The sequence below is a fragment of the Sphingomonas degradans genome (assembly GCF_053502645.1).
On the sequence record NZ_CP177172.1, the window covers coordinates 3,994,913 to 4,010,000 of the forward strand.

Genomic DNA, 15,088 nt, shown 5'->3' on the forward strand with positions numbered 1-15,088 from the left:
ATTGACATTGATGTCAATATTATTGGAGCGGACATCATGGTCATGGCATTGTGGATCGCGGCCCTCCTCCCCGCCTTTGCGCTGTTGCTGGTGCAGCCGCCGCTCTGGGCCTGGGCAGGGGCACTGGCCTTCTGGATCGCGACGGGGCGGGCATTCGGGCTGGTGGGCGATACCGGGCTTGCGGTGCTCGCGGCGCTGTGGCTGCCGGTAGCCCTGCTGGCGCTGCGCCCGCTGCGTCGCCGGGTGGTGACCGCGCCGCTGCGCACGCTGTTCCGCCGGGTGATGCCCCGGATGAGCGCGACCGAGCAGGCGGCGATCGACGCCGGCACGATCTGGTGGGACGCGCAGCTCTTTGGCGGGCGCCCCGATTGGCAGAGCCTGCTGGCGACGCCCGCGCCCGCGCTGACCGCCGAGGAACAGCGCTTCCTCGACGTCGAGACCGAGCAGCTGTGCGACCTCGCAAGCGACTGGGACAGCACCGCCGTGTGGCAGGACCTGCCCCCCGCCGCCTGGGCCTATGCCCGGGACAAGGGATTCCTGGGGATGATCATCCCCAAGCGCTACGGTGGCCTCGGCTTCTCCGCCTATGCGCACAGCCAGGTGATCCAGAAGCTGTCGACGCGCTGTTCGGCGGCCGCCGTATCGGTGATGGTCCCCAACTCGCTCGGCCCCGCCGAACTGCTCCTCCATTATGGCACCGATGCGCAGAAGGACCATTATCTCCCACGGCTGGCGCGCGGCGCCGAAATTCCGTGCTTCGCGCTCACCAGCCCCTATGCGGGCTCGGACGCCGCATCGCTGACCGACACCGGCATTGTATGCCGCGAAGTGTGGCAGGGGCGCGAGACGCTGGGCTTCCGGGTGACGTGGAACAAGCGCTACATCACGCTGGCGCCGATCGCGACGGTGCTCGGCCTGGCCTTTCGCGTGCGCGATCCCGAGGGATTGCTCGGCGGCGCGGACGATCTGGGGATCACCTGCGCGCTGATCCCGCGCGACCATCCCGGCGTGGAGATCGGCCGGCGCCACTGGCCGCTCAACGCCGTGTTCCAGAACGGCCCGACCTCCGGCACCGACGTGTTCGTGCCGATCGACATGGTGATCGGCGGGCGCGACCAGATCGGCAATGGCTGGCGGATGCTGATGGAGTGCCTGGCGGCCGGGCGCGCGATTTCGCTGCCCTCGTCCAATGTGGGCATGGCCAAGCTCGCGACCGGCAATGTCAGTGCCTATGCGGCGATCCGGCGCCAGTTCAACGTGCCGATCGGCGCGTTCGAGGGGGCGCACGAACCGCTGGCGCGCATGGCGGGCCACCTCTACGCGATCGACGCCGCGCGCGGGCTCGCCGCCGCCGGGCTCGACCTGGGGGAAAAGCCGTCGGTCGTGTCGGCGATCGTCAAATATCACGTCACCGAACGCGCGCGCATCATCGTCAACGACGGCATGGACCTGATCGGCGGCAAGGGCGTGTGCATGGGGCCGGGCAACTTCCTTGCCCGCGCCTATCAGCAGATACCGATCGCGATCACGGTCGAAGGCGCGAACATCATGACGCGCACGCTGATCATCTTTGGCCAGGGCGCGATCCGCTGCCATCCCTATATCCTCACGCTGATGCGTTCGGCCGAGGCGCCGGGCCGCGACGGGCTCGCGACATTCGATCGCGCGCTGTTCGGCTATTTCGGCTTCCTGCTGCGCAATGCGGCGCGGGCACTGGCCTTTGCCACGCCGGCGCGGCTGCTGCTCGGGCGCCCGCGCGGGGCCGCGCCCGAAATGGCGGGATATTATCGCGCCGCGACCCGGCTTTCGACTGCGCTCGCGCTTGCGACCGACGTGTCGATGGCGACGCTGGGCGGCACGCTGAAGCGGCGCGAGACCGTGACCGGGCGACTGGGCGATATTCTGTCGCAACTGTTCATCCTCTCCGCGATCCTCAAGCGGTTCGAGGATGATGGCCGGCCGGCGGCCGACCTGCCCTTCGTCCACTGGGCGGCGCGCGATGCGCTGACGCGGGCAGACGCGGCGCTGCGCGCAGTGATCGACAACCACCCCAGCCGCGCCGCCGCGCTGGTACTGCGGGTGCTGGTGCGGCCGTTCGGCGGCAGCTTTGCTGGCCCGGACGACCGCGTGAGCGCTGCCGTGGCGCAGCTGGTCCAGACCCACGGCCCGGCACGCGACCGGTTGCTCGCCGGAAGCTGGACGCCGCGCATGGAGGTCGACGCCATTGCCGCCACGCAGGTCGCGTTCGAATGCTACCCCGCCGTGGCAGCGATCGAGCGGCGGCTGCGCGACGCGATCCGCAGCGGCCGGATCGCGCGCCTGCCCCAGAATTACCGCCAACTCGCCGCATGGGCAGCGGATGCCGAAGCGCAGGGGCTGATCGGCCCGACCGACCGCGCGGTGATCGAGCGGTTCGCGCATCATGCCGACCTGGCGGTGCAGGTGGACGACTTCGCCCCCGATTTCGGGCTGGCCGAAGGCTTGCAGCGCCGCGCGGCAGAGGCACCCCGCGCGTCGGTAGCGGAGGCCGCCGAATGAGCGACCGGTATCTCGCCTTCGCCAATTCCGGGCTCGGCCATTGGCTGACCGGCGCGCTGGGCATGCCCCAGCCGGTGCCGATCGACCGCGATCCCCGGCGCATCGCGCAAACCACGCTGCTCGCCGATGGCGGCAACGGCCGGCTGCTGCCACAGCTTGCCGCCGAACTGCGCGGGCTTGGCATTGCGAGCGTGGCAGCAGGCGCGGGCGCGACCTTCGACGCGCTGCTGATCGACGCGACGGGCTGCCGCACCGTTGCAGACACCGATGCGTTGTACCGGCTGCTCCACGCGCATATCCGCGCCGTCTCCGCCAATGGCCGCATCCTCGTGTTCGCGACCGATCCGGCAGACGCGCCCGATGCGGAGTCCGCCGCGATCTGGCGCGGGCTCGAGGGGCTGACGCGCTCGCTCGGCAAGGAAGCGCGTCGTGCGATCGCCGTGCAGCTCCTCTATGTCCCGCTGGCGGCCCCGCCCGCGCTGGCGAGCAGCTTGGCGTTCTTTCTCTCGGGCCGGTCGGCCTATGTCTCGGGCCAGGTGGTGCGCATCGGCGCTGCGCCCGCGGCAGAGGCGTCCCGCCAGCGCGTCGTGCTCGTGACCGGCGCATCGCGGGGCATCGGCGCCGCCATCGCCGCCAGCTTCGCCGCGCAGGGCGCGCACGTCGTCGGGCTCGACGTCCCCGGCGCCGAGCCCGCACTGCGCGAACAGGCCGCGCGGCTGGGCGGCAGCGCGCTGGCGCTCGACATCACCGCAGACGACGCCCCCGCACGCATTGCCGAGGATGCCGCCGGGCGCGGCGGCTATGACGTGGTGGTCCACAATGCCGGCATTACCCGCGACAAGACGATCGCGCGGATGGACGCCGCGCGCTGGAATGCCGTCATGGCCGTCAACCTCGCGGCACCGATGCGGACCACGGCGGCGCTGCTCGCGGCGAACCAGATCCGTCCCGGCGGGCGCATCGTCGCAGTCTCCTCGCTCAGCGGGATCGCGGGCAATATGGGCCAGACCAACTATGCGCTGTCCAAGGCGGGCGTGATCGGCTGGATCGAGCGGCTGGCGCGCGACGTGGCGTCGCTGGGCATCACGGCCAACGCCGTCGCGCCGGGCTTTATCGAGACGCAGATGACCGCCGCCATCCCCTTCATGATCCGCGAGGCGGGGCGGCGGATGAACGCGATGGGCCAGGGCGGCCGGCCCGAGGATGTGGCGGAGACGATCGCCTGGCTCGCCGATCCGGCCAGCGGCGGGATCAACGGCCAGATCGTCCGCGTCTGCGGCCAGAGCCTGCTCGGCGCATGACCCCGATGGCGCGCGCAGACACCCGCATTCTGGACGCGCCCCCTTCCCAAGGTGCAGTGCTGGTCGCCGGGCTCGCGACGCTGGCCAAGCGCGCGCCCGCCGCGCCCGTGCTGCCGGGCGTCCGGCTGCTGCGGCGCGGCGTCGTGGTCGAGCCGCAGTCCGTGGCCGACTATCGCGCGCTCTGCGGCTTCGCACCCGAGCATGGCGTGCCGCCCAGCTATCCGCACCTGCTCGCCTTTCCGCTGCACCTGGCGCTGATGATGCGGCGCGATTTCCCCTATCCGATGGCGGGGCTGGTGCATGTCGCCAATCGCATCGTCCAGCATGCGGCGATCCAGCCCGGCGACCGGCTGGACATCGCCGCGCGTTGCGGCGCGTTCCACACGCACTCGCGCGGCCAGGCCTTCACCATCCTGGTCGAAGCGCAGCGGGGCGGCGCGACGGTGTGGCAGAGCGAGAGCAGCTATCTGCGCGTCGGCGCGCGCTCCGCGCTGGGCACGCCGCTACGCACCCTGTCCGCCGACACTGCGCCGACCGAAGCCGTCCTGCCCGAAAGCATCTCGCGCGCCGTGGCCCGGCGCTATGCGCAGCTGTCAGGCGATCGCAACCCGATCCATATGTCGTGGCTGGGCGCCCGGCTGTTCGGATTCCGCCAGCCGATCGCCCACGGCATGTGGACCAAGGCGCGCGCACTCGCGCTGGTTCTGCCGCCCATGCAGAGCGACGCCGTGGCGATCGACGTGGCGTTCCGCGCGCCGATCCTGCTGCCCGGCCGCGCCGCATTCTGCGTCGGCGCGCACGGCGAAACCACCGACTTCGCAGTGCGCGACCCCAGCGGCGCGCGCCTCCATCTGATCGGCTGCCTCGGGCGCAGCCACCGATTCCGGGAGACCGACCATGCTTAGCATTTCCGCACCGCGCCGCGTGGCGATCCTGGGCGGACGGCGCATCCCGTTCGCGCGATCGAACACCGCCTATGCCGATGCGTCGAACCAGGCGATGCTGACCGTGGTCCTCCAGGCGCTGGTCGATCGTTTCGGGCTGGAGGGCATGCGGCTGGGCGAAGTCGTCGCCGGTGCCGTGCTCAAGCATTCGCGCGACATCAACCTGACGCGCGAATCGGTGCTGTCGACCAGCCTGTCGCCCGAGACCCCCGCCTATGACGTGCAGCAGGCCTGCGGCACCGGGCTGGAGGCCGCGATCCTGGTCGCCAATAAAATCGCGCTGGGACAGATCGATGTCGGCATCGCCGGCGGCGTGGATACCACCTCCGATCCGCCCATCGCGATCAACGAAGGGTTCCGCCAGGCGCTGCTCCGCGCGAACCGTGCCCGAACGATGGGCGCGCGGCTGAAGGCACTGGCGGGTATCCGCCCCGACCTGCCCTTCCGCCCCGAACTGCCGCGCAACGCCGAGCCGCGCACCGGCCTGTCAATGGGCGAGCATTGCGAGCAGATGGCGAAACGCTGGGGCATCGCCCGCGCCGATCAGGACGCGCTTGCCGCCGCCAGCCACCGCGCGATGGCCGCCGCCTATGACCGGGGCGACTTCGAGGATCTGGTCACGCCGTGGCGGGGCCTGTCGCGCGACAATAACCTACGCCCCGACAGCAGCGTCGAAAAGCTCGCCCGGCTCGCCCCGGTGTTCGATCGCGCCAACGGCACGCTGACCGCCGGCAATTCGACCCCGCTCACCGATGGCGCGGCGGCAGTGCTGCTCGCCAGCGAGGATTGGGCGCGCGCGCACGACCTGCCGGTGCTCGCCTATCTGCGCGCGGGCGAAGCGGCAGCCGTGGACTTCGCCAGCGGTGCAGAGGGGCTGTTGATGGCCCCCGCCTATGCCGTGCCACGGATGCTCGACAAGCTGGGCATCGCGCTCCAGGATTTCGACTTCTACGAAGTGCATGAGGCATTTGCCGCACAGGTGCTGTGCACGCTTGCCGCCTGGGAAGACCCGGACTTCGCGCGCGAGAAACTGGGCCGCGCGGCACCCCCCGGGGCGATCGATCGGGCACGGCTCAACGTCAACGGCAGCTCGCTCGCCGCCGGCCACCCCTTTGCCGCGACCGGGGGCCGCATCCTCGCCACGCTGGCGCAGAGCATCCACCGGCGCGGTGGCGGGCGGGGGCTGATCTCGATCTGCGCCGCCGGGGGACAGGGCGTCGTCGCGGTGGTCGAGAAATGAGCGCCGCGCCGGGGCAGGCGGCGGACGCGGACCGGCTCTGGGCCGAGCGATTCTGGACCCATCACTACAGCCCCGGTGTCCCCGCCACGATCGACGCGGAACTCGATGCCGCAGGGTCGATGGCGGATGTGTTTGAAAGCGACGCGACCCGCCATGCCGCGCGCGAGGGGTTCGTCAGCCTCGGCACCGGACGCAGCTATGGCGCGGTGCTGCGCGATGCGCACGCCTTCGCCGCATGGCTTCAGGCGATGGGCGTGGAAAAGGGCGACCGCGTCGCGCTGATGATGCCCAATTGCCTGCAATATCCGGTCGCGCTGTTTGGCACGCTGTTCGCCGGCGGCGTCGTGGTCAACGTCAACCCGCTCTACACCGCGCCCGAACTGGCGCACCAGCTGCGCGACAGCGGCGCGACAATGCTGGTGGTGATGGACCTGTTCGCCGCGACCTTCGCCGCGATCCGGGAGCAAACGGCGGTGAGACATGCCGTCGTTACCGGGATGGGCGACATGCTGGGGCCGGTAAAGGGGCCGCTCCTCGCGCTGTCGCTGCGCGCCGCCGGACAGGCGCCGCCGGCCTATCCCCGTGCGGGGATGCTGCGCTGGGGCGCGGTGCTGCGACGCGGGCGCCGCCTGCCGTTCCGCCGCGTGTCCGTGACGCAGGGCGACCTGGCGTTCCTGCAATATACCGGCGGCACCTCCGGCGTCGCGAAGGGGGCGATGCTGACGCACCGCAACGTCGTCGCCAATGTGTTGCAGGGGCGCGCCTGGGTGATGTCGCAGCTGCCCGACGATAGGCCGCGCACCAACGTGACGCTGCTGCCGCTCTACCATATCTTCTCGCTCACCGCGAACCTGCTGCTGTTCAGCGGCATCGGCGGGCGCAACGTGCTGATCGCCAATCCGCGCGATACCAAGCGCGTGCGCTGGATCCTGCGCAACGAACGCTTTGCCGGGCTGGCAGGCGTCAACACGCTGTTCGCCAGCCTGATGGACGACGCCGCGTTCCGCACCCGCGATTTCTCCGCCCTGGAACTGACCATCGCCGGGGGCATGGCAACGCATCCCGATGTGGCGGCGCGGTGGGAGGCGATGACCGGCAAGCCGCTGGTCGAGGGCTATGGCCTCACCGAATGCGCGCCGATCGTGTGCATCCGTCCCGTCGATTTCGCCGCGCCCGATCGGATGCGGCACAATGGCACGGTCGGCCTCCCCGTCCCCTCCACCGAGGTTCGGATGCGCCGCGCCGATGGCAGCTGGGCCGGGATCGGTGAGCCGGGCGAGCTGTGCGTGCGCGGGCCGCAGGTGATGGCCGGATACTGGCGACAGCCCGAGGCGACGGCGGCGGTGCTCTCACCCGACGGCTGGCTGGCGACCGGCGATGTCGGGGTGATGGACGAAAGCGGCGCGGTTCGCATCGTCGACCGGATCAAAGACATGATCCTCGTCTCCGGGTTCAACGTCTATCCCGCCGAGGTGGAGGCCGTGATCGCCGGCCATCCCGGCGTCGCCGAAGTCGCGGTGGTCGGCGTGCCCGATCCGGTGAAGGGCGAGCGGATCAAGGCCGTGATCCACCCGCGCACGCCCGGACTGACGGCCGAGGCAGTCCGGGCCCATTGCCGCGAGCGCCTGACCGGATACAAGATTCCGGCGATCGTGGAGATGCGCGATACGCCGCTGCCCAAGACCAATGTCGGCAAGATCCTGCGACGGGAGGTGCGGTGACGATGACGAACGAAGCGGATGTGATCGTGGTCGGCGCCGGGCTGTCCGGGCTGGTCGCCGCGCTGGAGGCGGTTGCGGGCAATGCGACCGTGATCGTCGTCGACCAGGAGCCCGAACAGAATCTGGGCGGCCAGGCCTTCTGGTCGCTGGGCGGGCTGTTCCTCGTCGATTCGGCGGAGCAGCGCCGGCTGGGCATTCGCGACAGCCTGGCGCTGGCGTGGCAGGACTGGATGGGCACCGCCGGCTTCGATCGCGCGGACGACAAATGGCCACGCCGCTGGGCACAGGCCTATGTCAGCTTCGCTGCGCATGAAAAGCGCGCCTGGCTGCGGTCGAAGGGCGTCGGGGTGATGCCGGTGGTCGGCTGGGCCGAGCGCGGCGACGGCAATGCCAGCGGGCACGGCAATTCGGTCCCCCGCTTCCACATCGCCCAGGGCGCCGGGCCGGGGCTGGTCGAGCCCTTTGCGCTCGCGGCGCTCGACGCCCAGCGGCGGGGGCGGCTGCGTTTCCTGTGGCGCCACCGCGTCGATGCGCTCGACAGGCGCGGCGGCGCGGTGGTGGGTGTGAGCGGCACGATCCTTGGCCCCAGCGCAGTGGAACGCGGCGCCGCCAGCGCGCAGGATGCGGCGGGCGATTTCACGCTTACTGCGCGCAGCGTCATCATCGCCTCGGGCGGAATCGGTGGCAATCTGGACCTGGTGCGGCGCAACTGGCCCCAGCGGCTGGGCACGCCCCCCGCCTTCATGGTGCGCGGCGTGCCCGCGCATGTCGATGGCCGGATGATCGGCATCGCGCAGGATGCGGGCGCGCGCGTGATCCATCCCGATCGGATGTGGCATTATGTCGAAGGGCTGCGAAACTGGCGGCCGATCTGGGCCGATCACGGCATCCGCATCCTGCCGGGCCCGTCGTCGATGTGGTTCGATTCGCGCGGCAAGCGGCTGCCCGCGCCCTTTTATCCCGGCTACGACACGCTGGGGACGCTCGACTATCTGATGCAGGGCGGCAATCCGTACAGCTGGTTCGTGCTCAACCAGTCGATCATCCGCAAGGAATTCGCGCTGTCGGGGTCGGAGCAGAATCCCGACCTGACCAGCCGCAGCTGGCGCCGCATCCTGGGGCGCGTGGGGGGCAGCAAGGCGCCGGGCCCGGTCGAGGATTTCAAGCGTCACGGCGCCGATTTCGTGGTGGCCGGCGACATCGCCACGCTGGTGGAGGGGATGAACCGCATCGGCGACGCCGCCCGGCTCGACCGGCAGGAGATCGAGGACGCGATCGTCGCGCGCGATCGCCAGCTGGACAATCGCTTTTCCAAGGATTTCCAGCTGATGGGCATCCGCAACGCCCGGCTCGGCTTTGCCGAACGGCTGGTCCGCACCGCCCCGCCGCGCCCGATCCTCGATCCCGCCAACGGCCCCTTGATCGGCGTGCGGCTCAACATCCTGACGCGCAAGACGCTGGGCGGGCTGGAAACCGATCTCGACGCGCGCGTGCTGGGCAGCGACGGCGCAGTGGTCCCCGGGCTCTACGCGGTGGGCGAAGCCGCGGGCTTCGGCGGCGGCGGCATGCATGGCTATCGCGCGCTGGAGGGGACGTTCCTGGGCGGATGCCTGTTCTCCGGCCGCGCGGCGGGGCGCGCCGTGCTCCAGGGATAGTTCCCCCTTTTGATGTTCCCGCCGCCGCGCCGATGCGGTAGCGGTTGGCCATGCCTGCGAAGCGAAGCGTTCTGGTGGTGGGGGGCGGCACGGCGGGGTGCCTCGCCGCCGCCTATCTCGCCCGCTTCTTCGGCGGACGGATCGACGTCACGCTGCTCGAATCGCCCGACATCGGCATCATCGGCGTCGGCGAAGGCGCGTTCCCGACGATCCGCACGACGCTGCAGTTCCTGGGCATCGATGAGGGCGCGTTCCTGCGCGAGACCTCGGGCACGTTCAAACAGGGCATCCGGTTCGACGACTGGCTGCACGCGCCCACCGCCGACGGGCGCCGGCATCGCTATCTCCACCCGTTCGACCCGCCGTTCCAGACCGACGGCACCAGCCTGGTCCCCTATTGGCTGTTGCAGGACCCGGCGACGCGCGCCCCCTTTGCCGAAGCGGTGACGATCCAGAACCGCGTCGCCGCAAGCAGCCGGGCCCCAAAGCGCGCCGATGAAGGCGCATTCGCCGGGCCGCTAAACTATGCCTATCATTTCGATGCGGCGCGCTTTGTGGATGTCATCGCCCGCCGCGCGACGGCGCTCGGCGTGTGCCACCTGAAGGGGTTGCTGACCGGCGTCGAGCTGGCCGAGGACGGCACCATCGCCTGTGTCCACACCCGCGAACATGGCGCGCTCACGGCGGACCTGTACCTCGATTGCTCGGGCTTCCGCGCCGAGCTGATCGGCAAGGCGCTCGGCGCGCCGTTCACGTCGGTGCAGGACCAGCTGTTCACCGATCGTGCGCTGGCCTGCAAGCTGCCCCATGACCGCGACGATGCCCCGATCGAGAGCTTCACGATCGCCACCGCGCATCAGGCAGGCTGGACCTGGGACATCGCGCTGGAGGGCGCGCGCGGGATCGGCTGTGTCTATTCCTCCGCCCATCTGGGCGACGCTGCCGCCGCCGATCTGCTGCGCGGCTATATCGGCCATGACCGTTTCGACGCACGGATCATTCCGTTCGAATCGGGGTATCGCCCCCGGCAATGGATCGGCAATTGCGTCGCGGTGGGGCTGTCGGGCGGATTCCTCGAGCCGCTGGAATCGACCGGCGTGGTACTGGTCGAGGCGGCAGTGGCGATGATCGCCGAACTGTTCCCGCATAGCGGCCCGATCGATGCTCCCGCCCGCCAGTTCAACGCGCTGATGGCCGCGCGCTATGACCGGATCGTCCATTTCCTGAAGCTGCATTATTGCCTCAGCCGGCGCGCGGAGCCGTTCTGGCGCGACAACGCCGCCCCGGAGTCGATTCCCGCCGCGCTGCGCGACCTGCTCGACCAGTGGCGGCACCGCCCGCCCAACCGGTTCGACTTCCTGATCGACGTCGAAAGCTTCGCCTATTTCAACTATCAGTACATCCTCTACGGGATGGAATACCCGACCGACCTGGGGGCAGGGCGCGCCGATTTCCCCGATGGCGCAGCGGCGGAAAAGACGTTCGCGCGCATCCGCGCCTTTGGCGACCGCGCCGTCGCCGACCTGCCCACGCATCGCGCGCTGATCGGGGCGATCAACACCGGCGGCGTGCGGCTGTAATGAACCCCACCGGGTCCTGATCCGGATATCCGGGGCATTGGCGCCGGTGCATGCGAGGATTCGGGCCCTTGGCCGCTCGGTCAGGCGGTGGCGAGGCCCGGATCGATTGCGTCCAGCTCGCCCTGCGCACGCGCCTTGCGGCCATAGACCAGCTCGAACAGCGGGGTTGCCATCACCGTGGTGACGATCGCCATCAGCACCAGCATCGAGAACAGCGTGGGCCCGATGATACCCTTTTGCAGCCCGATATTGATGATGATCAGCTCCATCAGCCCGCGCGAGTTCATCAGCGCGCCGATGCCGAGCGCGGTGCGGTTATCCTCGCCCGACAGCCGCGCCGCGGCGTAGCAGGCACCGAACTTCGCCAGGATCGACACAACCAGGATGCCCAGCGCGATCAGCAGCAGCGATCCCGAATTGACCATGTCCATCCGGGTATTCAGCCCCGAATAGGTGAAGAACATCGGCAACAGCAGCACCACCGCCAGCGGCTCGACCTTGCGCTTCAATTCCTCGACGAACAGCCCGCGCGGCATGCACACGCCCATCAGGAACCCACCGAAGATCGCATGGATTCCGATCGCGTCCATCAGGAACGCGGAGAGGCAGAACAGCAGCATCGCGATCGCCAGCACCTGGCTGCTCATCTCGCCGCGCCGCTCGACCGCACGGCCCAGCGGCGCGAGCAACCGCCGCCCGAACAGCAGCATGAAGCCGGTATAGAGCACCGCCCCCCCGATCGCGAGCACGGCGACGCCGGGACCTGCGCCAAAGGTCGCCAGCACGATCGCCAGCACGCACCACGACGCCGCATCGTCGAACGCACCGGCCGTGAGGGACAGCGTGCCCAGTGACGAATTGGCCAGCCCGCGTTCGTTGATGATGCGGGCCAGCATCGGAAAGGCGGTGAGTGCGATGCACGCCCCCATGAACAGCGTCGCGCTGCCGCGATCGATTCCGGGCGCGAACAGGCCGGGCACCGTTAGCAGGAACGGCGCGATCAGCACCGCGAAGAGAAACGGCGCCGCGATCCCCGCCGCGGACACCGCGGCCGCGCTGCGCACCTTCGACTTGAAATGGCCCAGATTCAGCGTCAGCCCGACGATGAACATGTACAGCCCGACACCCAGCTGCGCACCGACATACAGCACGTTGCGCGTCTCCTTGGGAAAGATCGCAAGCTGAAGGTCAGGCAGCAGCAGGCCGAACAGCGACGGCCCGAGCACCACGCCGGCGATCATCTCGCCGACCACCTGCGGCTGGCCGAGCAGCTTCTGCCCCAGCCATCCCACGACGCGGCACGCCAGGATGATGATCGCGAGCTGGAGGAAGAAATGGATGCTGAAGTCGCCTGGGGCGTAGCTTTTCGCTGCATGTACGGCCGGGCCGTGCGGGCTCAGCACGTCGAGCAGCGCATGCCATGCGCCGGTGATCAGATCGAACATTCCGCATCCCCCCATGGTCGCGCGGCCGTTTGTCGAGCCTTTGCGCGGCGTTGAGAGAGCGCGGGCCGCTGTGGCTGCGCAAGGGGAAAAGGGGCCCCGCAATCGCTTTTCCGGCGCGCGACCGCTGAGTGTTGCAACTGGCCCACAAGGTAGTAACCTCGCTACATTAACTTGCGATCAGAATAGCGATGTAGGTACGCATGAAAGTCATCGGCAGCCGCGAGTTCAATCAGGATGTCAGCGCCGCAAAACGTTTGGCACGGGTCGAGCCGGTGTTCATCACCGATCGGGGACGGCCCACGCATGTGCTGATGAGCGTCGAGGCGTTTCGCGCGCTTAGCGGCGAGCGCGAGAGCATCGTCGATCTGCTGGCGATGCCGGACGCGGCGGGCGGCGTGCTGCCGCCACCCGAATCCTGGGACAGGCACGGGGGCTGATGTACCTGCTGGATACCCCGATCGTCTTCGATCTGCGCCGTGCGCGGGAGCGCGATGTCGCGCCCGGACTCGCGCTCTGGGCAGGGCAAGTGGCGCGCGAGCGGCTGTTCGTGTCGTCGATCACGCTCGTGGAACTGGAGGCGGCAGCGACAGACGCGGCGCGACGGGACAAGGCGGCGGGCGCCGCGCTGCGCAAGTGGATCGACGAGAGCGTGGTTCGTGCGTTTGAGGGCAATATCCTGCCGCTGGATCTGGCGGTTGCGCGGCGGCGCGGGCAGATCGGGCTGTCGGTGACGCGCGACGCGCTGTTCGCGGCGACGGCGCTGGAGCACGGGCTGACGCTGGTGACGCGCAACGGCGCGGCGTTCAAGGCGGCGCGGGTGCGGGTTTTGGATCCGACGACGTATCAGCCGGAGGAGGACGCCGACTGGCGGACGGCGGGGCGGACGCGAGCGGCGTGGCTGCGCGATTTCTTCGTGCGGTCGTAGGCGGGAGCATGTGCGCCGGCCTGGCGCGGGCAAAAAAAATCCGCCTCAGCGTGTTGCTGAAGCGGTTGTGTGTTTTGGTTGCGGGGACAGGATTTGAACCTGTGACCTTCAGGTTATGAGCCTGACGAGCTACCGGACTGCTCCACCCCGCGTCAGGGTGTATGTCTTTGGCGTTGTGAATGGGTTCTTCGTGCGAAGAAACTTCTGGCTGCACCGGCTTCAATGCCTGGCGACGACCTACTCTTCCATCGCTTAGGCGATAGTACCATCGGCGCTGTCTGGTTTCACGGCCGAGTTCGGGATGGGATCGGGTGGGTCACAGACGCTATGGTCACCAAGCAATGAAGCAGGTGCAGCTGGAAGTTTTTCAAATCGATACCGTGCACGGTAATTGTAAGATGATAATACGGGCTGCGATGATCATCACACCATGACGGCGCTGGTTGCCCAGTGCTGACATTGATGGTGGAACTCTCAAGCGCGAATAGGACAATTAGTATCGGTTAGCTTCATGCGTTACCGCACTTCCACATCCGATCTATCAAGGTCGTGGTCTCCGACCGTCCTATGAAATCTTATCTCGAGGGAGGCTTCCCGCTTAGATGCTTTCAGCGGTTATCCCGTCCATACATAGCTACCCAGCTGCGCTCTTGGCAGAACGACTGGTACACCAGAGGTATGTTCAACCCGGTCCTCTCGTACTAGGGTCAACTCCTCTCAAATTTCGACGCCCACGGCAGATAGGGACCAAACTGTCTCGCGACGTTCTGAACCCAGCTCACGTACCACTTTAATTGGCGAACAGCCAAACCCTTGGGACCTGCTCCAGCCCCAGGATGTGATGAGCCGACATCGAGGTGCCAAACAACCCCGTCGATATGAGCTCTTGGGGGTTATCAGCCTGTTATCCCCGGCGTACCTTTTATCCGTTGAGCGATGGCCCTTCCACGAGGGACCACCGGATCACTATGACCGACTTTCGTCTCTGCTCGACTTGTCAGTCTCGCAGTCAGGCTGGCTTATGCCATTGCACTCTAACAGCCGGTTTCCAACCGGCCTGAGCCAACCTTCGCGCGCCTCCGTTACTCTTTGGGAGGCGACCGCCCCAGTCAAACTACCCGCCACAGAGGGTCCCAGCACCGGATGACGGTGCGTGGTTAGACATCAGAAAACAACAGGGTGGTATTTCACATTGTGGCTCCACCACGGCTGGCGCCATGGCTTCAAAGCCTCCCACCTATTCTACACAGTTCTTTCCTAATGCCACTCTGAAGCTGCAGTAAAGGTGCACGGGGTCTTTCCGTCTAACCGCGGGTACTCCGCATCTTCACGGAGAATTCAATTTCGCTGAGCATGTCCTGGAGACAGTGGGGAAGTCGTTACGCCATTCGTGCAGGTCGGAACTTACCCGACAAGGAATTTCGCTACCTTAGGACCGTTATAGTTACGGCCGCCGTTTACCTGGGCTTCATTTCGGAGCTTGCACCCCTCCACTTAACCTTCAGGCACCGGGCAGGCGTCAGGCCCTATACGTCGTCTTGAAGCCGACTTAGCAGAGCCCTGTGTTTTTGCTAAACAGTCGCTACCCCCTGGCCTGTGCCCCCCATGAGAGCTTGCGCTTACATGGGGCCTCCTTCTTCCGAAGGTACGGAGGCAATTTGCCGAGTTCCTTCAGGACACTTCTCTCAAGCGCCTTGGTATACTCTACCTGACCACCTGTGTCGGTTTCGGGTACGGTC

10 protein-coding genes, 1 tRNA gene and 2 rRNA genes (1 of these 13 only partly in view) are annotated in these 15,088 nt (G+C 68.0%); 9 read left to right on the top strand and 4 right to left on the bottom strand.

What is annotated here, in order from left to right:
* The first annotated feature begins 36 nt into the window (after positions 1 to 36).
* From ACG3SL_RS18410 to ACG3SL_RS18440, 7 genes are read left to right on the top strand one after another with little or no spacing between them, the layout of a single operon-like run.
* Positions 37 to 2,538 carry an acyl-CoA dehydrogenase gene (locus ACG3SL_RS18410; RefSeq protein ID WP_448662617.1) on the top strand — a complete coding sequence of 834 codons (2,502 nt, stop codon included), beginning with the start codon at positions 37 to 39 and terminating at the stop codon, positions 2,536 to 2,538.
* Positions 2,535 to 3,839 carry a 3-oxoacyl-ACP reductase gene (locus ACG3SL_RS18415; protein WP_448662618.1) on the top strand — a complete coding sequence of 435 codons (1,305 nt, stop codon included), beginning with the start codon at positions 2,535 to 2,537 and terminating at the stop codon, positions 3,837 to 3,839. The genes ACG3SL_RS18410 and ACG3SL_RS18415 overlap by 4 nt, the downstream gene beginning before the upstream one ends.
* Before the next feature lie 5 nt (positions 3,840 to 3,844).
* Positions 3,845 to 4,744, top strand: coding sequence for a MaoC family dehydratase (locus ACG3SL_RS18420; RefSeq protein ID WP_448662619.1), 900 nt, complete (start codon positions 3,845 to 3,847; stop codon positions 4,742 to 4,744).
* Entirely contained in the window at positions 4,737 to 6,023 is a 1,287-nt protein-coding gene (locus ACG3SL_RS18425; RefSeq protein WP_448662620.1) for an acetyl-CoA C-acetyltransferase, read from the top strand. The genes ACG3SL_RS18420 and ACG3SL_RS18425 overlap by 8 nt, the downstream gene beginning before the upstream one ends.
* Positions 6,020 to 7,744 carry an AMP-binding protein gene (locus tag ACG3SL_RS18430; RefSeq protein ID WP_448662621.1) on the top strand — a complete coding sequence of 575 codons (1,725 nt, stop codon included), beginning with the start codon at positions 6,020 to 6,022 and terminating at the stop codon, positions 7,742 to 7,744. Before ACG3SL_RS18425 ends, ACG3SL_RS18430 begins: the two co-directional genes overlap by 4 nt.
* A gap of 2 nt (positions 7,745 to 7,746) precedes the next feature.
* Entirely contained in the window at positions 7,747 to 9,399 is a 1,653-nt protein-coding gene (locus ACG3SL_RS18435; protein WP_448665167.1) for an FAD-binding dehydrogenase, read from the top strand.
* 50 nt (positions 9,400 to 9,449) lie between these two features.
* Positions 9,450 to 10,979, top strand: coding sequence for a tryptophan halogenase family protein (locus tag ACG3SL_RS18440; protein ID WP_448662622.1), 1,530 nt, complete (start codon positions 9,450 to 9,452; stop codon positions 10,977 to 10,979).
* Positions 10,980 to 11,059: 80 nt separating this feature from the next.
* Here the strand turns inward: ACG3SL_RS18440 and ACG3SL_RS18445 are convergent, their stop codons facing one another.
* The gene (locus ACG3SL_RS18445) at positions 11,060 to 12,424 is read right to left on the bottom strand and encodes a cation:proton antiporter (protein ID WP_448662623.1); all 1,365 of its coding nucleotides are present in this window, start codon (positions 12,422 to 12,424) and stop codon (positions 11,060 to 11,062) included.
* 200 nt (positions 12,425 to 12,624) lie between these two features.
* On the opposite strand from ACG3SL_RS18445, the gene ACG3SL_RS18450 reads away from it, so the two are divergent.
* Positions 12,625 to 12,861 carry a type II toxin-antitoxin system Phd/YefM family antitoxin gene (locus tag ACG3SL_RS18450; RefSeq protein ID WP_448662624.1) on the top strand — a complete coding sequence of 79 codons (237 nt, stop codon included), beginning with the start codon at positions 12,625 to 12,627 and terminating at the stop codon, positions 12,859 to 12,861.
* Positions 12,861 to 13,349, top strand: coding sequence for a PIN domain-containing protein (locus ACG3SL_RS18455; RefSeq protein ID WP_448662625.1), 489 nt, complete (start codon positions 12,861 to 12,863; stop codon positions 13,347 to 13,349). Before ACG3SL_RS18450 ends, ACG3SL_RS18455 begins: the two co-directional genes overlap by 1 nt.
* Before the next feature lie 75 nt (positions 13,350 to 13,424).
* On the opposite strand, the gene ACG3SL_RS18460 is transcribed toward ACG3SL_RS18455, so the two are convergent.
* From ACG3SL_RS18460 to ACG3SL_RS18470, 3 genes are all read right to left on the bottom strand, one after another.
* A tRNA-Met gene (locus ACG3SL_RS18460) sits at positions 13,425 to 13,501 on the bottom strand.
* Positions 13,502 to 13,573: 72 nt separating this feature from the next.
* Positions 13,574 to 13,688: ribosomal RNA gene (gene rrf, locus ACG3SL_RS18465) — 5S ribosomal RNA — on the bottom strand.
* Between the two features lie 134 nt (positions 13,689 to 13,822).
* A 23S ribosomal RNA gene (locus ACG3SL_RS18470) occupies positions 13,823 to 15,088 on the bottom strand; it runs 1,527 nt beyond the window's last position.

Coding starts and splice junctions, on each gene's coding strand:
- ACG3SL_RS18410 (WP_448662617.1), top strand. CDS start 37: ATGGTCATGGCATTGTGGATCGCGGCCCTCCTCCCCGCCTTTGCGCTG.
- ACG3SL_RS18415 (WP_448662618.1), top strand. CDS start 2,535: ATGAGCGACCGGTATCTCGCCTTCGCCAATTCCGGGCTCGGCCATTGG.
- ACG3SL_RS18420 (WP_448662619.1), top strand. CDS start 3,845: ATGGCGCGCGCAGACACCCGCATTCTGGACGCGCCCCCTTCCCAAGGT.
- ACG3SL_RS18425 (WP_448662620.1), top strand. CDS start 4,737: ATGCTTAGCATTTCCGCACCGCGCCGCGTGGCGATCCTGGGCGGACGG.
- ACG3SL_RS18430 (WP_448662621.1), top strand. CDS start 6,020: ATGAGCGCCGCGCCGGGGCAGGCGGCGGACGCGGACCGGCTCTGGGCC.
- ACG3SL_RS18435 (WP_448665167.1), top strand. CDS start 7,747: ATGACGAACGAAGCGGATGTGATCGTGGTCGGCGCCGGGCTGTCCGGG.
- ACG3SL_RS18440 (WP_448662622.1), top strand. CDS start 9,450: ATGCCTGCGAAGCGAAGCGTTCTGGTGGTGGGGGGCGGCACGGCGGGG.
- ACG3SL_RS18445 (WP_448662623.1), bottom strand. CDS start 12,424: ATGTTCGATCTGATCACCGGCGCATGGCATGCGCTGCTCGACGTGCTG.
- ACG3SL_RS18450 (WP_448662624.1), top strand. CDS start 12,625: ATGAAAGTCATCGGCAGCCGCGAGTTCAATCAGGATGTCAGCGCCGCA.
- ACG3SL_RS18455 (WP_448662625.1), top strand. CDS start 12,861: ATGTACCTGCTGGATACCCCGATCGTCTTCGATCTGCGCCGTGCGCGG.